Annotated in this window: 23 protein-coding genes, 1 pseudogene and 1 other annotated feature; of the genes and pseudogenes, 6 read left to right on the plus strand and 18 right to left on the minus strand. The window is 42.3% G+C overall.

Going from position 1 to position 23,777, the window contains the following annotated elements; all coding sequences use genetic code 11:
* Positions 1–14 precede the first annotated feature (14 nt).
* Positions 15–146 (plus strand): annotated as a pseudogene (locus QM810_RS04045) (prepilin peptidase); the annotation flags it as partial.
* On the opposite strand, the gene trpA reads toward QM810_RS04045, so the two are convergent.
* The 12 genes from trpA to QM810_RS04105 all read right to left on the minus strand — a co-directional run bounded on the left by trpA (position 118) and on the right by QM810_RS04105 (position 13,848).
* A complete protein-coding gene (gene trpA, locus QM810_RS04050; protein ID WP_414253951.1) occupies positions 118–900 on the minus strand; it encodes a tryptophan synthase subunit alpha in 783 nt (260 codons plus the stop codon). The pseudogene QM810_RS04045 and the gene trpA overlap by 29 nt on opposite strands.
* A complete protein-coding gene (trpB, locus tag QM810_RS04055) occupies positions 893–2,116 on the minus strand; it encodes a tryptophan synthase subunit beta (RefSeq protein ID WP_414253952.1) in 1,224 nt (407 codons plus the stop codon). Before trpB (QM810_RS04055) ends, trpA begins: the two co-directional genes overlap by 8 nt.
* The gene (locus tag QM810_RS04060; protein ID WP_414253953.1) at positions 2,094–2,693 is read right to left on the minus strand and encodes a phosphoribosylanthranilate isomerase; all 600 of its coding nucleotides are present in this window, start codon (positions 2,691–2,693) and stop codon (positions 2,094–2,096) included. The genes trpB (QM810_RS04055) and QM810_RS04060 overlap by 23 nt, the downstream gene beginning before the upstream one ends.
* Positions 2,680–3,447 (minus strand): indole-3-glycerol phosphate synthase TrpC, encoded by a 768-nt coding sequence (trpC, locus tag QM810_RS04065; protein ID WP_414253954.1) that lies wholly within the window; start codon positions 3,445–3,447, stop codon positions 2,680–2,682. The genes QM810_RS04060 and trpC overlap by 14 nt, the downstream gene beginning before the upstream one ends.
* On the minus strand, positions 3,444–4,448 hold the full coding sequence (gene trpD / locus QM810_RS04070; protein WP_414253955.1) for an anthranilate phosphoribosyltransferase: 1,005 nt from the start codon (positions 4,446–4,448) through the stop codon (positions 3,444–3,446). The genes trpC and trpD overlap by 4 nt, the downstream gene beginning before the upstream one ends.
* Before the next feature lie 10 nt (positions 4,449–4,458).
* The gene (locus QM810_RS04075; protein ID WP_049528083.1) at positions 4,459–5,025 is read right to left on the minus strand and encodes an aminodeoxychorismate/anthranilate synthase component II; all 567 of its coding nucleotides are present in this window, start codon (positions 5,023–5,025) and stop codon (positions 4,459–4,461) included.
* Entirely contained in the window at positions 5,022–6,383 is a 1,362-nt protein-coding gene (trpE, locus tag QM810_RS04080) for an anthranilate synthase component I (RefSeq protein ID WP_414253956.1), read from the minus strand. Before trpE ends, QM810_RS04075 begins: the two co-directional genes overlap by 4 nt.
* A gap of 293 nt (positions 6,384–6,676) precedes the next feature.
* Positions 6,677–7,855 (minus strand): tryptophan synthase subunit beta, encoded by a 1,179-nt coding sequence (trpB, locus tag QM810_RS04085; RefSeq protein WP_004251478.1) that lies wholly within the window; start codon positions 7,853–7,855, stop codon positions 6,677–6,679.
* 160 nt (positions 7,856–8,015) lie between these two features.
* Positions 8,016–8,246: a binding site (T-box leader), on the minus strand.
* A gap of 60 nt (positions 8,247–8,306) precedes the next feature.
* On the minus strand, positions 8,307–9,533 hold the full coding sequence (locus tag QM810_RS04090; protein WP_414253957.1) for a DegT/DnrJ/EryC1/StrS family aminotransferase: 1,227 nt from the start codon (positions 9,531–9,533) through the stop codon (positions 8,307–8,309).
* A 38-nt stretch (positions 9,534–9,571) separates the two neighbouring features.
* Entirely contained in the window at positions 9,572–10,264 is a 693-nt protein-coding gene (locus tag QM810_RS04095) for a sugar transferase (RefSeq protein ID WP_414253958.1), read from the minus strand.
* A gap of 106 nt (positions 10,265–10,370) precedes the next feature.
* Positions 10,371–12,113, minus strand: a complete 1,743-nt coding sequence (locus tag QM810_RS04100; protein WP_414253959.1) for an ABC transporter ATP-binding protein — start codon at positions 12,111–12,113, stop codon at positions 10,371–10,373.
* The gene (locus tag QM810_RS04105; RefSeq protein WP_414253960.1) at positions 12,103–13,848 is read right to left on the minus strand and encodes an ABC transporter ATP-binding protein; all 1,746 of its coding nucleotides are present in this window, start codon (positions 13,846–13,848) and stop codon (positions 12,103–12,105) included. Before QM810_RS04105 ends, QM810_RS04100 begins: the two co-directional genes overlap by 11 nt.
* A 262-nt stretch (positions 13,849–14,110) precedes the next feature.
* Here QM810_RS04105 and QM810_RS04110 point away from each other — a divergent pair, with 262 nt between their 5' ends.
* Both QM810_RS04110 and QM810_RS04115 read left to right on the plus strand, forming a co-directional pair.
* Entirely contained in the window at positions 14,111–14,938 is an 828-nt protein-coding gene (locus tag QM810_RS04110) for an exodeoxyribonuclease III (protein WP_414253961.1), read from the plus strand.
* Positions 14,939–14,949: 11 nt separating this feature from the next.
* Positions 14,950–15,336: a bleomycin resistance protein gene (locus QM810_RS04115; protein WP_414253962.1), complete on the plus strand. Its 387-nt coding sequence runs from the start codon at positions 14,950–14,952 to the stop codon at positions 15,334–15,336.
* A gap of 56 nt (positions 15,337–15,392) precedes the next feature.
* Here QM810_RS04115 and QM810_RS04120 read toward each other — a convergent pair whose 3' ends face one another.
* The 4 genes from QM810_RS04120 to QM810_RS04135 form a co-directional block, all read right to left on the minus strand.
* A complete protein-coding gene (locus QM810_RS04120; RefSeq protein ID WP_414253963.1) occupies positions 15,393–15,797 on the minus strand; it encodes a PaaI family thioesterase in 405 nt (134 codons plus the stop codon).
* Positions 15,798–15,866: 69 nt separating this feature from the next.
* Positions 15,867–17,348, minus strand: coding sequence for a UDP-glucose--hexose-1-phosphate uridylyltransferase (locus QM810_RS04125; RefSeq protein ID WP_414253964.1), 1,482 nt, complete (start codon positions 17,346–17,348; stop codon positions 15,867–15,869).
* Positions 17,348–18,007 (minus strand): HAD family hydrolase, encoded by a 660-nt coding sequence (locus tag QM810_RS04130; protein WP_036759323.1) that lies wholly within the window; start codon positions 18,005–18,007, stop codon positions 17,348–17,350. Before QM810_RS04130 ends, QM810_RS04125 begins: the two co-directional genes overlap by 1 nt.
* 11 nt (positions 18,008–18,018) lie before the next feature.
* Positions 18,019–19,197, minus strand: coding sequence for a galactokinase (locus tag QM810_RS04135; protein ID WP_000191955.1), 1,179 nt, complete (start codon positions 19,195–19,197; stop codon positions 18,019–18,021).
* Between the two features lie 168 nt (positions 19,198–19,365).
* Here QM810_RS04135 and QM810_RS04140 point away from each other — a divergent pair, with 168 nt between their 5' ends.
* Positions 19,366–20,367, plus strand: coding sequence for a LacI family DNA-binding transcriptional regulator (locus tag QM810_RS04140; RefSeq protein ID WP_414253965.1), 1,002 nt, complete (start codon positions 19,366–19,368; stop codon positions 20,365–20,367).
* Positions 20,368–20,582: 215 nt separating this feature from the next.
* Here QM810_RS04140 and QM810_RS04145 read toward each other — a convergent pair whose 3' ends face one another.
* Together QM810_RS04145 and QM810_RS04150 are read right to left on the minus strand one after the other, a co-directional pair.
* Complete coding sequence (locus tag QM810_RS04145; protein ID WP_414253966.1) at positions 20,583–21,620, minus strand: zinc-binding dehydrogenase; 1,038 nt, start codon at positions 21,618–21,620, stop codon at positions 20,583–20,585.
* Between the two features lie 76 nt (positions 21,621–21,696).
* Positions 21,697–22,593 carry a cation diffusion facilitator family transporter gene (locus tag QM810_RS04150; RefSeq protein WP_414253967.1) on the minus strand — a complete coding sequence of 299 codons (897 nt, stop codon included), beginning with the start codon at positions 22,591–22,593 and terminating at the stop codon, positions 21,697–21,699.
* A gap of 132 nt (positions 22,594–22,725) precedes the next feature.
* Here QM810_RS04150 and QM810_RS04155 point away from each other — a divergent pair, with 132 nt between their 5' ends.
* Positions 22,726–23,265 (plus strand): TetR/AcrR family transcriptional regulator, encoded by a 540-nt coding sequence (locus QM810_RS04155; protein ID WP_254730671.1) that lies wholly within the window; start codon positions 22,726–22,728, stop codon positions 23,263–23,265.
* Between the two features lie 15 nt (positions 23,266–23,280).
* Positions 23,281–23,751 carry an HXXEE domain-containing protein gene (locus QM810_RS04160; protein ID WP_254730675.1) on the plus strand — a complete coding sequence of 157 codons (471 nt, stop codon included), beginning with the start codon at positions 23,281–23,283 and terminating at the stop codon, positions 23,749–23,751.
* Positions 23,752–23,777 lie beyond the last annotated feature (26 nt).

The following is a 23,777-nucleotide window of genomic DNA, read 5'->3' on the forward strand; positions in this document are numbered from 1 at the left end:
TATCATTTAATCAGATTACTTCATTTGCCTCCAAAACCGGCATTCTAGTCTTTCTCCTACTAAAGAAAAAGGAAAGACTTCCTTTTGTGCCTTTCCTCTTGCTTGCTGCTTGTATGATTATTTTTGGTAAGCTACTGCTTGTCTGATAAAGTCAGCGATTTCTGCTACTTGTCCTTCATGTAGAGCCTTAACAATCTTGGAACCGACGATGACGCCATCTGATACTGCATTAAATCGTTCTACATCATCCTGTGTGGATACACCAAAACCTGTCAATACTGGAATGTTAGCTACCTCATGAAGTTGAGCCAAGTGCTTGTCCAAGTCATCTCGGTAATTTCCTGTTTTCCCTGTCACCCCGTTAATAGCAACAGCATAGACAAAACCTTCAGCCCCTTCAATGAGTTCTTTTTGACGCTCCATTCCTGTCGTCAAGCTGACAAGTGGAATCAAAGCAATGTCTGTACCTGCCAAAAAGGGCTCTACAAAGTTAGCGTGCTCATGAGGCAGGTCTGGAATAATCAATCCCTTAACCGCTGTATCAGAAAGGTCTTTGGCAAATTTCTCAATACCGTACTGAAAGAGGGGGTTAAAGTAGGTCATGATAACAAGTGGAACTTCTGTTTCAATAATCTTCAAAGTTTCAACTAGAGCCTGTGTAGAAGTACCACTAGCTAGACTGCGCAAGCCTGCTTCTTCGATAACTGGACCATCTGCAACTGGGTCTGAAAAGGGAACTCCTATCTCAATAGCAGACACACCCAAATCTTCTAAAAAGTGAATTGTTTCAGCGAGACCATCTAATCCTTTTTCATGGTCTCCAGCCATGATATAGGGAACAAAAATTCCTTTTCCAGTTGCTTTGATAGCGTTCAATTTTTCGGTTAGAGTCTTAGGCATTAGCTTCTCCCTTCTTTGCTGCGTCTGCTTCCAAGCGGTCTTTAACTTGAACTACATCCTTGTCCCCACGACCTGATAGGCAGACAATCATAGACTTGTCTGGGCCAAGTTCTTTGGCCAATTTCACCGCAAAGGCGATGGCATGGCTAGATTCCAAAGCTGGGATAATTCCTTCTACACGAGACAAGAGTTGGAATCCTTCCAAGGCTTCCTCGTCTGTCACTGGTACATAGGTCGCACGTTTGATATCATGGTAATGAGAATGTTCTGGACCGATACCAGGATAGTCCAAACCTGCTGAGATTGAGAAAGCTTCTAGGATTTGACCATGAGCATCTTGGAGCACATCCATGAGAGAGCCGTGGAGAACACCTGGACGCCCCTTGGTCAAGGTAGCTGCGTGGTGCTCTGTATCCACACCTAGTCCTGCTGCTTCAGCACCATACATAGCTACTGTCTCATCTTCCACAAATGGATGGAAAAGCCCGATGGCATTAGAACCACCACCAACACAGGCTACTAGGGCATCTGGCAAATCTTGCCCTGTCAAGTCACGGTACTGTTGTTTAGCTTCTCGACCGATAACACTTTGGAAATCACGCACAATTTCTGGAAAAGGATGAGGCCCCAAGGCAGAACCAAGGATATAGTGGGTATCATCGATATTTGCCACCCAAGAACGAAGGGCTGCATTGACCGCGTCTTTGAGCACGCGCGAACCATCTGTTACAGCTTCCACCTTGGCTCCCAAAAGCTCCATACGAAAGACATTGAGGGCTTGGCGTTTGACATCTTCTTCGCCCATATAGATAGTACATTCCATGTTGAAAAGGGCTGCAGCAGTTGCAGTTGCTACACCGTGCTGACCGGCACCAGTTTCAGCGATAATTTTCTTTTTGCCCATGCGTTTAGCGAGAAGAACTTGTCCCAAGGCATTGTTAATCTTGTGTGCACCTGTATGGTTGAGGTCTTCACGTTTGAGGTAAATCTTGGCTCCACCAATATGCTGGGTCAAGTTTTTTGCGTAGTAAAGAGGTGTTTCACGTCCTACATACTGGCGCAAAAGTTGGTTTAACTCTTCTTGGAAACTTGAATCTGCCTGACTTTCACGATAAGCTTCTTCCAACTCCAATACTGCTGTCATCAATGTTTCTGGGACAAAACGTCCACCGAATTTCCCGTAAAATCCATCTTTATTTGGTTCTTGATATGCCATGCTTAACCCTCTCTATAAATCTTCTAATCTTTTCATGATCTTTTTGTCCGTTTGATTCTACTCCACTTGATACATCTACTGCAAAGGGAGTAAAGTGTTGAATTGCTTCTTCTACATTATCCTCATTGAGCCCGCCTGCGATGAAGAAAGACTGAGATAGTTCTGTCGTATCCAGTTGCCCCCAGTCAAAGGTTTGACCACTTCCTGCCACAGGGGCATCAAAGAGTAGATAATCTGCCTGAGAATTGGGTACATGACCATCTCCATCCACCTGAACAGCCTGAATGCTGGCACAAGGCAAATCCACAAACAAATCATCCGCCACCTGACCATGAATTTGAACTAAGTCCAAGCCAACCTTTTCAATCGCTTCTAGTAATTCTTCCCGACTTGGTGAAACAAATACGCCAACCTTTTTTACATTTGTAGGAATAATCTCAGCCAGCTCTGCTGCTTGTCCCAAGGTCACTTGTCTTTTGCTAGGAGCAAAGACAAAACCGATGTAGTCGGCCCCCGCTGACACAGCTGTTTCTACCGCTCCTTTGGTCGATAGTCCACAAATCTTAACCTTTGTCAATCTGCAACTCCTTGATTCTCTGGGCTACATCTTCCGCTTGCATCAGAGCTGTTCCTACCAAAATTCCGTTAAAGTAGGGTGCAACTCGTTCCGCATCCGCTTCTGTAAAAATAGCAGATTCAGAAATGTACAAGCAATCATCCTTAAAGTATTGGGCCAAGTCTACGCTAGTCTGCAAGTCAACTTCAAAGGTAGTCAAATTACGATTATTCACACCAATAATTTGAGCGCCAAGGCGGTGAGCCACTTCTAGCTCTGCTAGATTATGAGTTTCTACCAAAACTTCTAGACCTAGCTCTGTCGCATAGTCATACAGTTCCTTGAGGCGTTCTTCTGATAAAGCCGCTACGATGAGCAAGATAACTGTCGCACCCGCATTGCGAGCACGGATGATTTGCTTTTCATCGATAATAAAATCCTTGTTTAAAGTCGGAATCTGTACCTGACTTGAAATCTCACGAAGGTAATCCAAATGACCTTTGAAGAAAACTTCATCTGTCAGAACAGAAATCATAACCGCACCGTTAACCTCGTAAGTCTGGGCCTGTTGAACGATATCTACATCCAGATTGATATCACCCATACTTGGACTCGCCTTCTTGACCTCTGCAATAATTTGCAAGCGGTCCTGATGGTTTTTCAAATATTCAGCTAAGCGATAACTTTCACGCAAGGGCTGAAGCTCCTCTAGCTCCATCTTTTCAACTTCACGCGCCTTCTGCTCTAAGATACGTGACAAAAATTCCTGACTCATTTTTGGTACTCCTGTAATAGTCTGAGTTTTTCCAGGGCCTTACCACTAGCAATCACTTGGCGTGCCATTTCAACTCCGTCCTTGATACTGTCTGCTTTACCATTGGCGTAGAATCCTAGACCTGCATTTAAGACTGTTGTTTCCAAGAATGGACTTGGTTCGTTATTAAGAACACTGACAAGGATGGCTGCATTCTCATGAGCATTTCCGCCACGAATGTCCTCAATGGCAATGCGTTCCATTCCCAAATCTTCTGGAGTAAAGGTTGACAAAGTGATTTCACCATTTTCAAGAAGGGCAATGCTGGTAGTACCATTCAAACCAGCTTCATCCAATCCTTCTGGACCAGCTACTACGATAGCACGTTTGCGACCCATGTTTTTCAAAACCTGAGCAGTACTTTCTAGAAGTTCTGGACGACTAATTCCTAGAAGCTGTGTTTCTAAGACCATTGGGTGAATGAGTGGACCTGTCAAATTCATGATGGTTGGAATTCCCAATTCCAAGCGTGCTGGCATGATATATTTCATAGCTGGGTGCATGTTTTTAGCAAAGAGAAAGACGATTCCTGTTTGGTCAAATATCTTACCCAATTGTGCTGGCTTGAGATCAATATTGATTCCCAAAGCTTGCAAGACATCTGCTGAACCAGATTTAGAAGAAATTGAACGATTTCCATGTTTAGCCATGTGGATGCCACCACCTGCTAAGACAAAGGCTGCAGTTGTTGAGATGTTAAAGCTAAATGACTTATCTCCACCTGTACCGCAGTTATCCATAGCATCTTGAATGTTGGTTGGGATGTGTTGAGCATGTCCTCTCATAACTTGAGCGAGGGCTGTTCTTTCCTCAGGTGTTTCTCCCTTCATCTTGAGGGCTAAAAGAAGTGAAGCGATTTGTGCTTCTGTCACTCGCCCTGTTACGATGCGTTCGATCACATCCGTCATTTCAACACTTGATAGGTCTTCAAAGTTCGCTAATTTTTCAATAATTTCTTTCATTTTGTCTTCCTCACTTTACAACTTTCTCGATAAAATTCTGAATAGAAGATAGGCCATCTGGCGTTCCAATGCTTTCTGGATGATACTGCAAGCCATAAATCGGAAGAGTTTTGTGTTGAATTCCCATAATGGCTTGGTCATCTGTCGAACGAGCTGTCACTTCAAACTCTTCTGGCATCTCTTCAATTAAAATACTGTGGTAACGCATGACTGGGCGATTGTCCTCGATTCCTTGATAGAGAACTGAAGGAGTCTCAAATCGGATTTGGCTCTGCTTGCCATGCATGACTTTTGGAGCCAAACCCAACTTACCACCGAAGACTTCTGCGATGGCTTGGTGCCCTAAACAAATCCCTAGAATCGGTTTCTTACCTGCAAAATCACGAATCATTTCTTCCATCTTCCCAGCATCAGCTGGCCAACCTGGGCCAGGAGAAAAGACAAGTCCATCTGCCTTTGTAGCTTCTTCATAAAGGTTTGGATCATCATTTCTCAAAACCTGAACTTCTGCGAAATTCCCGATGTATTGAGCCAAGTTATAGGTAAATGAATCATAATTATCAATCAGTAAAATCATGGTCTTAGTTCTCCCATTCTAGTCATAGATTTAGCTTTGTTAATCGTTTCTTGGTATTCGTTTTGGGCGATAGAATCATAAACAATTCCTGCTCCAGCCTGCACGTAGGCTGTTTTATTTTTAAGAATCATGGTTCGAATAGCAATGGCAAAGTCCATATCACCAGTTGCTGAAAGGTAGCCGATAGCTCCGGCATAAACGCCTCGCTTCTCTGTTTCCAACTCATATATGCGTTTCATAGCACGAATCTTAGGGGCCCCAGAAACTGTTCCTGCCGGAAGAGTCGCCTTCAAGGCATCCATAGCAGTCAGTTCTGGAAGCAAACGTCCTTTAACCACGCTGGTCAAATGCATGACATAACGGAAAAGTTCCACTTCCATATACTTGGTTACTTGGACACTTGCTGTTTCAGCAATTCGACCGATATCATTACGCCCTAGGTCCACTAGCATTCGGTGTTCTGCTGTTTCCTTTTCATCAGAGAGTAAATCATTAGCTAATGCTGCATCTTCCTCATCATTGGTACCTCTAGGTCGCGTACCTGCAATTGGATTGGTTGTCACGATACCATTTTTGACGGACACCAAGCTCTCAGGACTAGCTCCGATGATTTGATAATCTCCAAAGTCATAAAAGTAGAGGTAATTTGATGGATTTGTCACTCGGAGATTTCTGTAGAAGTCAAAAGGATTTCCAGTTACTTCTGCGGAGAAACGCTGACTGAGCACGCATTGGAACATATCTCCATTGCGAATCAAGTCGCGAGCTGTTTCTACCATCTCTTCAAATTTCTGAGGTGCAATATGTGGTCTAAACTGAAGTGGAGAAAGGTCCAAATCTTCAAATTCATCTGGAGCAGGGATTTTTAACTCCTCTAAAGCTTGATCCAAAGCCGCTTCTAGCTCATCATTGCTACGATCACTGTAAAGAGCATCCTCGATGATATGAATTTTTTCTTTCTTGTGGTCAAATACCATATAACTCTCGTAAACAAAGAAATGCATATCTGGCGTCTCAATCGTATCCTCAGGAAGCTGACCAATTTCTTCATAGAGAGAAATCATGTCGTAACCAACAAAGCCGATGGCTCCACCACCAAAAGGTAGGTCTGAATGGTGCTGGCTCTTATGAGTCACCTCATAAAGGAAATCCAAGGGGTCACGATCAATCACCTGACCATTTTGATAAAGAACTCCATTTTCAAACTTAATCTCAAAAACTGGATTATAAGCCAAGATAGAAAATCGAGCATTTTCCTTTTCTCTTGGGATACTTTCAAGTATAACCTTGTGTTGTCCCTTCAAGCGCATATAAGCCAAAATTGGTGATAAAACATCTCCATGAATGATTCGTTCCATTATAATTTCCCTTTCAGTTCTTCTTAAATCCCGTGTTTATTCTACAAAAAATCCCCACGCAAAATAACTTGCGTGAGGACGAAATTCGCGGTGCCACCTCAATTATAGGATTTCTCCTATCTCTCATTCCTGTCTCAGATAGCTCCTGTAACAGGTTGTGCGATAAAGGGCACTCCCTTGAGAATTATGAATTCTTCTCTCGTTTGAGATGGACCCAACCTTACAGCTTTCTCTGCTTGTTTTCAGCAACCACAAGCTCTCTGAGAGAGAAACAGCTACAATTTTTCCATCTTTTATTTTTTAGCTTCAAGGTAGTCTGCAATGGCAGCTACGTCCTTGTCTCCACGACCAGAGACATTGATGATGATAATCTCATCTTTACTTAGTTTTGGTGCCCGTTTGACTGCTTCTGCAATAGCATGGGAGCTTTCAATAGCTGGGATAATTCCTTCTGTCTTGCTTAGTAAAAGCAAGGCTTGAACAGCCTCTTCATCAGTTGCTGCAACATACTCTACACGACCAGAGTCTTTAAAGAAGGCATGTTCTGGACCAACCCCTGGATAGTCCAAACCTGCTGAGATAGAGTAAACTGGCGCCAGCTCTCCATCTTCCTTAAAAACTGCATAAGTCTTCATTCCATCGACAATTCCGACACTGCCCTTGGTCATTGTTGCCGCGTGTTTGTCGGTATCTAAACCGTGACCAGCAGCTTCTACCCCAACCAATTTAACTTCTTCATCAGCTACATACTGTGAAAAGGCACCGATGGCATTAGAACCACCACCCACACAGGCAATGACGTAGTCTGGTAGACGTCCTTCTTTTTCCAATATTTGACGACGTGATTCTTCACTGATGACTTTTTGGAATTCATGAACAATAGTTGGATAAGGGTGAGGTCCCACAGCAGAGCCTAAAACGTAGAAGGCTTCAAGGTCATTCATCCATGCTCCAAAGGCTGCGTCAACCGCATCTTTGAGGGTACGAGTACCAGTTTCAACTGCGTGAACAGTTGCTCCCATCATCTCCATGCGGAAGACATTGAGACGTTGACGCTCCACATCTTCTGCCCCCATATAGACATCACATGCCATACCAAACTTAGCTGCCGCTGCCGCTGTCGCAACACCGTGCTGCCCAGCTCCTGTCTCAGCAATGACACGCTTTTTACCCATGCGTTTAGCTAGAAGGATTTGTCCAAGGACATTGTTAAGTTTGTGTGAACCAAGGTGGTTAAGGTCTTCACGTTTGAGATAAATCTTAGCTCCACCTAGGTGCTCTGTCAAACTTTCTGCAAAATAGAGCGGTGTTTCGCGACCTGAATAATCTTTCAAGTAATGGCGAAACTCAGCTAAAAACTCTGGATCATCCTTGTATTTTTCAAAAGTCACTTCCAATTCATCTAGTAAAACCTGAATTGGTTCTGGTACAAAACTACCACCAAATTGTCCAAAATATCCTTTAGTTGTCATAAAATTTTCCTCCTTCTGTATGAATCCGGCTTTTTGTTTGCTTTTAGTAGTAGGCAAGGTGCTGTAGATAGAACTCAAGTTCATCAAAGCGACTTAACGCCCTAATAAAAGATAAACAAAATGACGGATAGAAAAAGCCCACACACGGAATTCACTTCCATGTGAGGGCGTTTGTAACGCGGTACCACCTCATTTGTAAAGAGAATATCCCCTTTACATCTCTGCCTTGTCTAACAACAAGTTGCACTGTAAGGTGTGCCTACCGAATTTTCATTGTTTCAAATTCACTTTTAAAATCAGCCCAATTTCACTAGTTCCAACCACCTGTTCGCAGTATCCACAGGCTCCCTGAAGATCAAAAATAATTACTTTTCTGATTTGTTGAGTTAATTATATGTTATTGTTTTTTCTTTGTCAACCGTTTTCACTCATTTTTTACTAATTTTTTTAATTATTTTTCTGAAGCGCCTAGAACTTCTTCAGAAACTCTGACAAAAGTCTCAATGATATAGTCTACTTCTTCATCCGTTAATTTCGTGTGAAGTGGTAGTGTAATTTCATTTACAAAGAAAGCATAAGCTCGTGGATAATCAGCCATGTCAAATCCAAGATTCTTATAGGCTGTCAAAAGAGGAAGCGGTTTGTAGTGAACGTTACTTGCAATTCCTGCTTTGGCCAATTCTTGGATGATTTGGTTGCGTTGTTCAAGACTTGCTCCTTCTACATGGGTGATGTAGAGGTGACGACAAGATTCAAGAGTATCTGTCTTATGAGCCAATGGGTGAATAGGAGTCCCTGCAAATCCACGGTCATAGCGATCTACGATGTCCTTACGACGTTGTAGCAAAGCAGGATAACGATCTAGCTGAACCAGACCAAGCGAAGCCATGATATCTGTCATGTTGCACTTGTAGGCTGGTGTTACGATATCGTATTCCCATGAACCTAGTTGCATCTTAGCTAGCGCATCTTTTGTTTGACCATGAAGGGAAAGAATTTGGAATTCCTTGTACATTTCTTCATCATCAATAGCTGGATTAGCTTTCCAGGTCGCACTTCCTCCTTCAGCAGTTGTAAAATTCTTAACTGCGTGGAAAGAGAATGATGTAAAGTCTGCAATGGAACCAGCTGGTTGTCCTTTATAGGTTGAACCCAAAGCATGGGCACTATCAGAGACAATCACAATACGGTTAAAGGCCTTTTGCCACTTGCTAGTAGCTGTAAAGAGGTCACGTTTCTTCTCAACAACTTGGAACAAACGGTCATAGTCACAGACAATCCCTGCAAGTTCTACTGGGATGATAACCTTAGTCTTCTCAGTAATCGCTTGCTCAAGCTTGTCATAGTCCATTTCAAAGGTATCACCTTGGATATCAACCATAACTGGTGTAGCACCTACGTGAGTGATAACGCTACATGATGCTGTATAAGTCATAGCCGGAACGATAACTTCATCGCCAGGACCCACTTCAAGCACGCGCAAGATCAATTCAAGAGCTGCTGTTGCAGAGTTGAGGCAGACTGTCTTAGGTGTCTGAGTATAGGCAGATAGACGACGCTCCAATTCTTTTGTCTTTGGACCTGTTGTGATCCAACCAGAACGGAGGGTATCTGCTACTTCAGCAATTTCAGCTTCGGTAATATCAGGTGGTGAAAATGGAATATTATACTTTGTCATTGTTTTACTCCTTTGATTGGTTTCAATCTTGCGACTACTTATTTTAAAACTTCAAATACAGTCTGGAACATGATCTTAATATCCCCGAAGAAATTAAAATCACGTAGGTAGGCTAGATTATAGTGCATCTTTTCTGGGAGGACTCTTTCAACATAAGCCTGGTCAACAGTCATACCTTTTGCAGTCATTTGACTGATAATGGCATCCTCGTCCTTATAGTTAATGCTGGCAAGCGATGTAATCCCTGCTGGTAAGAGCAAGGTAGCCATCATTTCAGGGCTATACTGCTCTGTGTAGCGTGGTACTTCTGGACGAGTTCCCACAAAGGACATCTCTCCTCTGAGGACATTGACCAATTGCGGCAATTCATCCAAACGAACACGTCGAATGAAATTTCCAACTTTAGTGATGCGACTGTCATTTGCAGAAGTTACTAGACTTCCTTTTTTATCAGCATCCGTCACCATGGTCCGGAATTTCCAAATCTTGAAATGACGGTTGTACTGGGTTACCCGCACTTGCTTGTAAATAACTGGACCCTTGCTATCTAGCTTGATCCAGATGCTTAGAATCAGAAATAAGGGGGAGGTCAAGATTAACAAGACTACGGCTAGAAACAAATCTAGACAACGCTTGAAAATCAGTGAGCCTTTTCTTCTAGACACAAGCTGGTAGTATGGTTTTACCTCGTTCAATTGCATTTCTTGAGGTAGCTCCTCCCATTTCAGCATGCACATTCTCCTCTGTTTTTTATATATAATCTTTATTAACATTCTACATTATACCACAAAATGAAAGAGGCAGTGCAAGAAATCTATGTTTTAAAGGAATTCTTCCCTAGGAAAGAGCCCCTGCCTGCAAACTATACATCTTGTGATAAGTACCTCCCAAGGCTAAAAGTTCCTCGTGGGTTCCACTTTCGATGATACGTCCCTTATCAAGAACATAGATACAATTAGCATCTTGAATGGTAGAAAGGCGATGGGCGATGGCAATGGTTGTCCGACCTTGTCTCATCTTAGCTAGGGAATTTTGGACCAGAGCTTCTGTTTCAGAGTCGATATTGGCTGTCGCTTCATCCAAAATCAGGATTTTAGGCTGACTAGCAACAGTTCTGGCAAAGGCAAGTAGCTGACGTTGACCCGTTGAAAAACTCGAACCACGCTCAGATACAGGAGCATCATAACCTAAAGGAAGATCTTGAATGAAGGAATCTGCATCGACAAATTCTGCTGCAGCCTTGACTTGGTCATCGCTGATATCTTGGTACATGGCGATATTGGACTTAATGGTCCCATGATAGAGGAAGGGGTCCTGTAGAACCAAACCGATGTTTTTTCTCAACTCCTCTTGACTATACTCTCGAATATCCACACCATCTAGGAGAACCCGACCTGACTGGAATTCATAAAAGCGCATGAGAACATTGATGATAGAAGATTTTCCCGATCCTGTATGTCCGACAAAGGCAATAGTTTCACCCTTATTGACGGTAAAGGAAATATCATCGAGAATTTGGTGTTTTCCGTCATAGGAGAAGGACACATGTTCAAAGCGGATATTTCCCTCTTGAATCTCATCCTGGCCATTTTCTTGGACCGGTTCATAGTTGGTCTCATCGATGAGTGCAAAGACACGACCTGCTGACACCATGGATGTCTGAAGAGTAGAAAAGTTTTGCGTCACCTCGATAAGCGGATCAAAGAGACGGTTGATGTACTGGATAAAGGCGTACATAGTTCCTGCCGTTATTCCTAGATAAAGTCCGCGATAGCCAAAGTAAGCCATCAAAACCGCATAGCCCAACAGCTTCAACAAACTCATAGCTGGACGTAAAAAGAGAGAATCCAAGGCTACGGAACGGTTAGCGTAAACTAGGTGTTCTTGATTTATCTCATCAAACTCTTCTTGCAGACGTTTTTCTTGGTTAAAGGCTTGAATAATACGAATTCCTTCGATATTTTCTGCCAGCTTACTGTTAATATCTGACAAGAGACTTCTGGTTTTTTCGATAATCTTGACGGATTTTTTACGGTAGAGATTGACCAAGAGGAAAATCAAAGGTAGAAAAAGCAATACTAAAGCTGTCAGACGATAGTCCAGGACTAGCATGGTATAAAGGGTCGTCACAAAGATAAAAACTGCCGAGATAAAGCTGGACAAGATTCCTGAAAACATATCACTGATAGTCTCGGTGTCATTTGTCAAACGAGAGACAATAGAACCTGCAGGTGTCTTATCGAAATAAGACATGCCTAGCTTCTCCATATTGGCAAAGGCATCACGTCGGATATCTCTAACGATGCTGTAGGAAACGCGCGCAAAAAGGAGATTCCCCACATATTGGACAATCGTTTGAAGAATGTAGAGACCATAGTAAACCAACAAAACTGTGACAGCAAGCTGATTAAGGTTATTTAGATACTGGTCGATAAAGTGAGAAGCTACCAAGGGGATAACACTCTTAACAACAGTCGTCGCGAGGAGAAAAGCAAGGGCTAAAAAGGTTAGGAGACCATAAGGATTGAGATAGGACAACAAACGCTTCAATACAGCCCATTGTTCTTGTTTATTCCGCATCTTCTTCTCCTTTCATTTCTAACTGTTGAGACTGGTAGGTTTGGGCATACCAACCATCCAAGGCTAGTAAGTCTTCATGCCTACCTCGTTCAATGATGCGACCATCCTGCATCACCAAAATCAAATCTGCATGAACAACTGCACTGAGACGATGGGCAGTGATGATAGTCGTTTTATCCTTGCGAGTTTCCTTGAGATTATCGATGATTGCGAACTCTGTCTTGGCGTCTACAGCTGACAAGGAATCATCTAAAATCAGGATATCAGGATTTAAAATCATAGCCCGACTCATAGCCAGACGTTGCTTTTGTCCACCAGATAGACTGACACCTTTTTCGCCGATAACCGTATCAAATCCCTGAGGCATAGCTTGAATATCTTGATAGACTTGAGCCAACTTGGTTGCTTCTTCTACTTCTGAGAAAGACAGGTCAGGATTCCCAAATCGAATATTGTCTAGGATAGAGCTGGCAAAGAGAAATTGGTCCTGTGGGACGTAACCCATCAAACTACGCAAGTTAGCTAGTCGATAGTCACGAATGTCATGCCCATTTAGATAAATGGCTCCTTGGTCAATGTCATACTCACGTAAGAGCAACTTAATCAGAGCTGTTTTTCCTGAACCAGTTTGCCCAACCAAGCCTAGAGTTTGCCCTTTTTCAAGACTAAAGTAAATATATCGCAGCGTCTCCTCGTCTTCAAAGGCGAAACTATCAATGGCATAGTCCAAACGCCCATTTTCAATCCCGTCAAGTGGAGATTCTGGGTCTTTGACAGGTGACTCTTGAGACAAGAGACTCTCAATACGCTGGTATGAGACTTTCCCTCTCTGGGTAATGTTGAAGAGAAAACCAATTGCCATCAAGGGCCAAACCAACATATCCAAGTATGAGATAAAGGTGACCAGATTCCCAACAGTCACCTGCCCCGCTTGTACCATAAAGGCACCGACCAAAAGAGTTAAGGCATAAGAAGAACCAACAAAAAGCAGAACCATAGGGTCAAAGAGACTATCATATTTCATGGTTTGCAGATTCTTTTGGAAGGTCAAATCATTAACTTCCTGAAAAGATGCCAATTCATCAGACTGATAGCCAAAGGACTTGGTTACCTTGATACCTGATACAGACTCTTGAACCTTATTGTTGAGTTCAGAAAAGGCTGCTTGCGATTCGCCAAAAGCTTTATGGGTCTTTCTCCCCAGACGACTAGTCGCATAGGCCATAAATGGCAAGGGAAGAATGGAAACCAAGGTCATCTGCCAAGAAATGCTAAAGAGCATGGTCAACAAAGTTACCAAGGCTGTGATAGAGGCATCCACTGCAGACATGACACCCCCACCTGCTAGACGAGTCAGGGCATTGATATCATTGGTTGCATGAGCCATCAAATCCCCTGTTCGATAATTCTGATAAAATGCAGGCGACATTTTTGTAAAGTGCTCAAATAGTCTTGAACGCATGATTTGTCCCAGTCGGTAGGAAGTCCCTAGGATATACATGCGCCAAACGTAACGCAGATAGTACATCCCAAAAGCTGCTAGCAGGAGATAAAAGAGATGAAGCAAGAGCTCATCCTGTGTTAATCGTCCCGAAGTGATGGCATCGATCACGCGCCCCATAACCATAGGTGGGATGAGGTTTAGTACAGAAACTAAAATCAGAGCTACAATTCCAACGAGATAACGACGTTTTTCTAACTTAAAAAACCACCAGAGTTTTTGAATGATGGACATAAAATTCCTTTCTAATTGAAAATGGAAACCTGAGGCATGGACCCCAGGTTTTTCTTATTCATAGGTGACGACACTCACTTGAATTTTGTCATACTCAGCGATAAAGATACTCAAAGGAGTAACATTTCATTTATTTTCATTCCTTTACATAAATCATTCTTTATTATATAGGAATGACCTGGATTTTTCAAACTATACGCTGGGGAAATACTTCTTTTTCTGGTATAATATTGTCTATAATCTGAATGAAAAGGTACACACTATGAAACTAATCTCATGGAACATTGATTCCCTCAATGCAGCGTTGACGAGTGACTCTGCGCGTGCGAAATTGTCTCAAGACGTTCTCCAAACTTTGGTAGCCGAAGACGCTGATATCATCGCTATCCAAGAAACCAAGCTTTCAGCTAAAGGTCCTACTAAAAAACACCTTGAGGTACTGGAAGAACTCTTCCCAGGCTACGAAAACACCTGGCGTTCCTCTCAAGAGCCTGCCCGTAAAGGCTATGCTGGAACCATGTTCCTCTATAAGAAAGAACTCACTCCAACTATCAGCTTCCCAGAGATTGGCGCCCCTTCTACTATGGACTTGGAAGGCCGCATCATTACTTTGGAATTTGATAAATTTTTCGTGACTCAAGTCTACACACCAAATGCAGGTGATGGACTCAAACGTTTGGAAGAACGTCAAGTCTGGGACATCAAATATGCGGAATACTTGGCTGAACTAGACAAGAAAAAACCAGTCCTAGCAACTGGAGACTATAACGTTGCCCACAAGGAAATTGACCTTGCTAACCCGGCTAGCAACCGTCGTTCACCAGGATTTACAGACGAAGAACGTGAAGGATTTACAAACCTTTTAGCCAAAGGATTTACAGATACCTTCCGCCATATCCATGGTGATGTGCCAGAACGCTATACTTGGTGGGCACAACGCAGCAAGACTTCAAAAATCAACAACACAGGCTGGAGAATCGACTATTGGCTCACAAGTAACCGTGTGGCAGACAAAGTTGCCAAGTCAGATATGATTGACTCAGGCCCACGCCAAGACCATACACCGATTGTCTTGGAGATTGAACTCTAAGGAGAAAGCTAATGGACTATCAAGCTGTCATTCCTGAATTTGTAGTATCTGACCTCGAAAAGTCACGCCACTTCTACTGCGACTTGCTGGGATTTTCTGTCGAATATGAGCGTCCAGAGGAGAAATTTCTCTTCCTCTCGCTTGAAGACTGCCAACTAATGTTAGAGGAGGGAACAAAGGATGATTTAGTTGAACTGACCTACCCCTTTGGTCGTGGAGTCAACATTTCCTTTGGCATAGAGGATGTCCCTCGACTCTATCAGAAAGTAATCGAGTCTAACTATCCTATTCATCGTCCTTTGACCAAAAGAGAATTTCGTGTTGATGAACAATATATCTACCCTCATGAATTTGCAGTTTTAGACCCAGATGGCTATTTTTTAAGATTTAGTGAATAATATAATAGATCACTAGAGTATAAGAAAAAGAGGCACATGCCTCTTTTTCTTATTTCCTATATCCTCACCTGTCTATCTTCAGATCGTTTTCCTGTGACAAACATGGTGAAGGTTGCCTTGCAGACATTTCGGCCATCTTGGTTGATGATATCAACATCGACGACACAAGTGGTACGTCCATGATGGACACATTCTCCTTTGATAGTGAGAACATCCCCTAGATTACCAGCTTTCAGATAGTTGATGGAAGACTGGAGCGTCACACCATCTAATCCAAGAGAAATAACCACAAGTCCACTGATTTGGTCACAAAGGGTAAATAGATAGCCTCCATGGGCATTTCCATAATAGTTGAGTGAGGAGTCCACTACTTTTGTCGTTACCACAACGTGACCATCTCTCATTTTTTCAATTTCGTAGTTTTCAAAGGCAGATATAGCGTCAAAGTGAAAATCTTTCATACTTTCCTCCTGATATTTCAAACGACACTATGATACTACTTTTCAAGACTCTGTGCAAGGGAGAAGCACTTATTCAGGTAAAACTCCAACCTGCTCGACAAAGCGCATAAAGGCTGCCTGTCCTTCTTCTGTTTGCTTGTAAACACCTGCATCTTCCAATACCCGAGCGAAGATTTTACCAACAGATTCTTGGACAATTTCGAGAGCTTGGTCTTTATCAGTCAATCCAGGATAATTTTCTTTCAACTCATCCGCCCATTCTTGGTGATAATCGGCTACTAAAACATCCTCTCCGACTAGGTAAGCTGCTACTTGCTCCACTTCTTCCTTCAAGCGTGGTGGCAAGATTGCCAAGCCCATGACCTCTATCAAGCCGATATTTTCCTTCTTGATATGTTGGACATCCTTGTGGGGATGATAGATACCATCTGGATGCTCTGGAGATGTTTGATTGTCTCGCAAGACCAAATCCAACTCAAACTGCCCATCTCTTTTACGCGCAATCGGTGTGATAGTGTGATGCGGTGTTCCATTGCTTTCTTCCAAGATCTGTACACTTGGATCTGAGTATTGGCGCCAAGCCAGTAAGATTTTCTCAGCAAGATTGGTCAAATCGTCTTTTGAATCCGACGTCAATCGAATCACTGACATAGGCCACTGAACAATCCCTGCTCTGACAGATTCAAAACCTTCAAAGGTAAAACTTTTCTGTAAAGGAGCCACTTCCATTGGGAAGACATGACGACCCCCTTGATAATGATCATGCGTCAAGATGGAGCCACCCACGATAGGTAGGTCAGCATTTGAACCTGCAAAATAACCTGGGAATTGCTCTACGATTGCTAACAAACGCTCGAAGCTTTGGCGACCAATGGCCATAGGACGATGTTGGCTATCTAGGAAAATACAGTGCTCATTAAAGTAAGCGTAAGGCGAATATTGGAAGCCCCACTCCTGCCCAGAAATGCCAAAACGGATAATACGATGGTTGCTTCTAGCTGGATGGTTGACACGACCATGGTAGCCTTCATTTTCCATACAGAGCTGACATTGAGGATAGTTACTCGACTTGACCAACTTAGCTGCCGCGATCTCCTTTGGATCCTTTTCAGGCTTAGACAGATTGATAGTAATCTCTAGTTCACCATAGTCAGACGGTACACGATAAGCAATATTCTTTGCGATGGCCTTTAGTTTGATGTAGTCATTCTTTTGACTGAGTTGGTAGAAGTCCGCAATCGCCTGCTCTGGGGACTGTGCATAAGTAGCCCAAAAGTCACGATTAACCTGACTTGGACAAGGCGTTACCAAGTCCATGAAATCAGCACCGAGAATCTCACGCGCAGCCAGACTATCTTCAATCGTCCCTAATCGAACGGCTTCCTCGACAAGCTGGTCTTTGAGGTCAATCAAGTTATCTTGGTCAGTCTCAACTTCAAGAACTCCATCTCCCACCAGTGCCAAGACGCGATTGCTCAGATAAATCCGATCCAACTCTTCAAAGGTGCTTTCTGCAATGACTTTGGTAACAAATTTTTCTACTAAGGTCACTAGAAAACCTCCTTCTTACTTTCTAAATAGTCTCTAACAGCATCCAAATCCTGAAAAACTTGTTCTGTTTTATTTAAGAAAGACTGTGCTGGTATTTTTAAATCTGGAATACAAATAACTGGAATCCCAGCTCTAGATGCCGCTTCAATCCCTGCTTCACTATCCTCTAGTACCAAGCAATTCTCTGGTAAAACATTCAAATCACTACAGGCCTTTAAAAATATATCAGGGTATGGTTTGCTTCGCTTTACATCTTTTGCAAAAACTAAATGGTCAAATAGTGACAGTATACCATTGCTATCCAATATCATTCTAGCCCGAGATTCAACACTTGATGTTGCTAAAGCGATTGGAACGCCTTCTTTTTGCAAATAAGTGAGCAAATTTTTAGCACCTTTTTTTAAATTTACACCTTGAGCTAAGATTTGAGCTTCCAGTTCATAAACTTTTGCCAAGGTTTGGTCAAAGTTCCAAGGTAAATCATAGGTGTCCAAAAATCGTTGAACATTCTCCTCTTCCCTATGTCCACTGTAGTCTCTAGAATAAGTTTCTTCTGTGAAAGGAATTCCAAAATCTCTAAGCAATTCTTGATAAACTTTTAGAGAAATGATTTCAGTATCGGCTAATAAGCCATCTAAATCAAATATTACAGCTTCCATATCCTTCTCTCCTAGTCTAAAACGCGAGTACCACCTGCAACTTCAGCGATATAGAAGCTTGGAGCATAGCCAACGATTTCTTCATAGTGTTTGCCAACAGCTTCTTTAAAGGCCTCAACTGCATCTTTTTGAACCAAGGCGATAGCACAGCCACCAAAGCCTGCTCCTGTCATACGAGCGCCTAGAACACCTTCTTGAGCCCAAGCCGTATGAACAAGAGTATCCAATTCCAAGCCAGTCACTTCGTAGTCGTGCTCAAGTGAAACATGAGAAGCATTCATCAAACGACCAAACTTGTCTAAATCTCCTGCTTGAAGAGCTGCTTGTGCTTTAAGGGTACGTTGGTTTTCAAGAACGGCGTGACGAGCACGTTTCAAACGATTTGCGTCTTTGATTAGGTAGCTGTATTCATCAAAAGCCCACTCATCTAATTCACCCAAGGTTTGGATATCCAAGGCAACTTGAAGTTCTTCCACTGCTTTTTCACATTCAGCACGGCGTTCATTGTACTTAGAATCTGCTAGTTCACGGCGTTTGTTGGTATTCATGATCACAACAACATTGTCCTTCAAATCAAGTGGAACTAAGTCGTATTCTAGCGTGTTAGTATCTAGGTAAATAGCACGTTGGTCTGCTCCCATACCGATGGCAAACTGATCCATGATCCCAGAGTTAACACCGATAAAGTTATTCTCTGTCAATTTTCCGATTTTAACTAAGTCTAGACGGTCCAATTTTAGGTCAAAGAGGTATTCTGCTACGACACCTGTCAAAAGCTCCAAAGATGCAGAAGAAGACAAGCCAGCTCCGTTTGGGATATTCCCAAAAACATAAAAATCAAAACCTTTATCAATCACATGCCCAGCTTCTTGCAAGAAATGAAGGACACCTTTTGGATAGTTGGTCCAGTTGTGCTCTTTCTCAAACTTAAGGTCAGCTAGAGGAACTTCGATAATGCCCTTATCCTCAAAGTTTGCGGAGTAGAAACGCAAAACTTGGTCATCACGCTTACGAGCAGCCCCATAGGTTCCGAGTGAAATAGCTGCTGGAAAAACATGACCACCGTTATAGTCAGTATGTTCCCCAATCAAGTTGATGCGGCCTGGTGAGAAGAAGGTTTGGTCTGCTTCTTGACCAAAAACAGCAAGAAAATCCTTGCGAAGTGCTTCAGCAGTAAGATGTTGTGTCATATGAATTCTCCTTTTACGAAATATTAGGTAAAAAAGTTTATCCTGTAATCGTTTTCTTCTATTGTACCCAAGGGTTTTGCTCAGGTCAACATTTTTACCGATATTTTACTAAACTATGAGTAAAAAGGAAGAAAAATATGCTATAATAACCTAAAAAGGAGGGGAATTATGGCTACACTCAAAGATATCGCTCAGCTAGCCTCTGTTTCAATCGCAACTGTATCCCGTGTTCTCAATCGCGATCAGAGTCTATCTGTCACAGAAGAAACCCGACATCGTATTTTAACTGTCGCTGAAGAACTAGGTTATACCAAACATCTTAAAACAGGCGAAAGTCACAAACTTAAACAAAAGATTGCCATTATCCAGTGGGTCAGCGAACAAGGTGAGTTGGAAGACCTCTACTACTACCAGATTCGACTAGGAATCGAAAATAGAGCCCAAGAGTTAGATTACGAAATCTTGCGTTATTTCAACGATCAACCTTTCACGCTTAGCGAAGAAGTCATTGGAATTCTTTGTATTGGAAAATTTAGCCAAGCACAGATTGCTTCATTTGAAGAATATCAAAAACCTCTAGTTTTTCTTGATAGTGACACCATCGCCTTGGGCCATACCTGTGTCATTACAGATTTTAATAATGCTGTTAGACAGGTGGTTGATTACTTTACAGACCACGGGCTTAAGAAGATTGGTATCCTATCCGGTCTTGAAACTACTACTGACCAAGAGGAAGTTATCGCAGACAAGCGTTTAGATTACTTCAAATCTTATACGCAAGAAAAAGGAATTTATAACGAGAAATTCATTTTTCAAGGTCTATTTACTGCCCAATCTGGATATGACTTGATGAAAGGGGCTATCGAAAAATTAGGAGAGAAACTTCCACAGGCCTTTTTTGCAGCCAGTGACAGTTTAGCCATTGGTGCCCTTCGCGCCCTTCAAGAAGCCAGCATCAGCATTCCAGAGCGCGTCAGTATTATTTCCTTTAATGATACTATTCTGACCAAGCAAGTGTTCCCACCACTTTCCAGTATTACAGTCTACACCGAAGAAATGGGACGCACAGGAATGGATATTCTGAACAGAGAAGTCCTTCACGGCCGTAAAATTCCAAGCCTTACTATGCTAGGAACCAAACTAACCTTAAGAGAAAGTACCTTGCATTAAGTACAACACTTGAACATAAAAAAAACTAATAGAGATTCTCAAATCCTATTAGTTTTTTCTTTTTATACTCAATGAAAATCAAAGAGCAAACTAAGAAGCTAGCCGCAGGTTGCTCAAAGCACTGCTTTAAGGTTGTAGATAAGACTGACGATGTCAGTTACCTATATCTACGGCAAGGTAAAGCTGACGTGGTTTGAAGAGATTTTCGAGGAGTATTAATCCATCACAATCATAGACTTGATAGTCTTGCGTTCATCCATAGCCTTATAAGCTTGGTCGATATCTTTCAGTTTATAGCTTGAAGTAAAGACACGACCTGGATTGATATCACCATCCAGAACAGCTTTGAGCAAGAATTGCTTATCGTATGTTGTTGCAGAAGCTGCTCCACCCGCAACAGAAATATTCTGAGCAAAGGTCGAACCAAGGGCACGGTTATTATAGTGAGGCACACCAACAATTCCCATACGACCACCATTATGAAGGACACCCAGTGCTTGCTCAACAGCCGCCTCAGTACCAACACACTCAAGTGCTGCATCTGCTCCTCCTCCGAGGATTTCACGCACCTTGGCAATGCCTTCTTCACCACGTTCGGCCACAACAGCTGTCGCGCCTGACTCCAAGGCCATTTGTTGTCGATCTTCGTGACGACTCATAAGGATAATTTGTGAAGCTCCACGCATCTTAGCTGCGATAACAGCGCATTGACCAACAGCACCATCTCCAATAACGACAACTTTGTCACCTGGTTTTACACCAGCCACACGCGCCGCATGGTAACCGGTCGGCATGACATCAGCAAGTGTCAAAAGTGACTTAAGCATGCCTTCGCTATAATCTGAAGGTTGACCTGGAATTTTCACAAGTGCCCAATTAGCATAATGGAAGCGGATATATTCAGCCTGGAAATTCCCTCCAAGGTTATTTCCAATATGATTGTCGCAAGAACCATCAAATCCAGCACGACAAGCGTCACATTCGCCACAACCATGAGTGAAAGGCACAATCACAAAATCACCTGGTTTTACAGTAGTGACAGCCTCACCAACTTCTTCGACGATTCCGATAGCCTCATGACCACTATTACTATGCCCTTCTTTGATTTCGGGATTACGGTAACTCCAAAGGTCTGAACCACAAACGCAGGCACGAACTACACGGATAATCACATCGTCCGCCTCTTGGATACTTGGACGCTTGACTTCTTCAATACCGATCTGACCTGCCTTAGTATAAACTGCTGATTTCATAACATTTCCTCTTTCTATGTAACTACCTTAAGTATACACTTTTTAGCAAGCTTTTGCTCACTTATACTACATCTCATTAATGATGATGTTCATGATTTTTATCTACTTCCAACTCCTTAACCTTGCGCTTATGGGCTTGGTGAGTTGCTAGGTCTGCATCAACCTCAATGGTGATATTTTGAAAACCACAATCTTTAAGTATGCTTCGAATCGATTCTTTGCAAAGCTCCATCTGTTCAATCTCTTTTAGACAAACATGGACAATGGCGTTCTTTTCTAGCCCATCCATGGTCCAGAGATTAAGCTGATTAATACTAGCAACGTGATCCAATTGCTCCAATTCTCTCTTTACTTGCTGGATATCTACTCCTTCTGGCACGGCGTCTAGGAAAATCTTGAGTGTAGACCAAAAACGTGGAATAGCTTTTGAGAGAATAAAGATCGAAATGACAAGAGATAAGAGCGGATCCAGAATATACCAGTCGGTAAATCGCAGAACAATGGCCATTAGGATGACGGCCACCCAACCCAAAGTATCTTCCAGAAAATGCAGGCTAAGGATGGATTCGTTTTTTGTTTTTCCTTTACGAACTACTAGACTTGCCAATACATTGATACTGACCGCTATGATTCCTAACCAGAGGATTCCCTCATCATTGACCGGCTGTGGATGAAAGATTTTTGTTATATTTTCCAAGATAACCAAAACAGACCCTGTCATCAGAATCACAGCTGTTACCAAGGCACCTAGAAGGCTAAACCGTTTGTAACCCAAGGTGTAATGACTATCTTCTTCACGATTGGAGATAGTTTCAAGAAAGGCTGATACCCCAATTGCGATTGCATCTCCCAAGTCATGAATCGAGTCCGCAAGAACTGCACTAGAACCAAAAATCCCTCCTGCGATAAACTCAACAATGGCATAACTTAAATTCAAGAAAAAAGCTAACCAGACTGTATGTTTTGTCTTCATAATCATCATTCCTTTGTTATAATAGATTCATGAACATCCTGTTCATTATCATTATCTAACATTCATTACAGAAAGGATAGGAGCAAACTGTTTACTTTGTAAGATACGGAACAGTTTGTTCAAATTGTCCATATGACTAGTCAAGATCGTCGCATTACCAAGACACGAAAAGCTATCTATCAGGCTTTCTTACACTTACTCAACCAAAAAGACTACGAGGCCATCACCGTTCAGGAAATCATAGACCTTGCTGATGTGGGACGCTCGACCTTTTACAGCCATTACGAGAGTAAGGAGTTATTGCTAGATGAACTCTGTCAAAAGCTCTTTCACCATCTCTTTGAGCGTGCTGAACACCTCTCACCACAAGACTATCTGGCTCATATCTTTCAGCATTTCAAGAAAAATCAAGATCATGTGACCAGTCTCTTGCTCTCTAAAAACGATTATTTTATACGGCAACTGCGAAAAGAACTGGAACACGATGTCTACCCAATGGTAGTCGACGAACTCATCCAGGCCCATCCAACTCTCCCTCACTCTTACCTCAAACACCTGGTCGTCAGCCATTTCATCGAAACCCTCAGCTGGTGGTTGAAAAAAGGCAAGTCCTACACCGAACAAGAAGTGATCCAATTTTATTTGGAGATTTTAAAAGTGGGCTCTAACTAGAAGGGAGTATTTTCAATGTCCATCATACAATTTTATTTTCTCTTTCCAGCGCTCTTTATGCTTCACGAACTGGAAGAAATCATATGGATGCCATCCTTTGTCAAAAAATTATCGGCACAGTTTCCAGATAATCGAATCCTTTCTTATTACACGCCTTTTACTTTCAATGCTATTGTCTTGGAGCAATTTCTAATCCTGCTTCTATCACTTTTTCTTAGTTACCGGTTTAGCAACTATACTATTTACGTAAGCATCATAATCGCTTATATCTACCATGTCTTAGGACATCTGATTCAGACAGTCGTTATTCGAAAATATGTGCCTGGATTGTTGACGGGCATTTTAACGAGTTTGTTTGCTCTTTGCAATCTCAAAAATGAATTTCCAATTAAACTTTATGGTTACTCTCTTTTGACTTTGTTGGTTATCATTTTGAATCTTGTATTATCATTTGTGGTACTTCATAAAATGAGTCGTAGGTCTTGATATATAATCCTCATATCCAAAATCTC

Source organism: Streptococcus infantis (assembly GCF_047464155.1).
Taxonomy (GTDB): Bacteria; Bacillota; Bacilli; order Lactobacillales; family Streptococcaceae; genus Streptococcus; species Streptococcus infantis_U.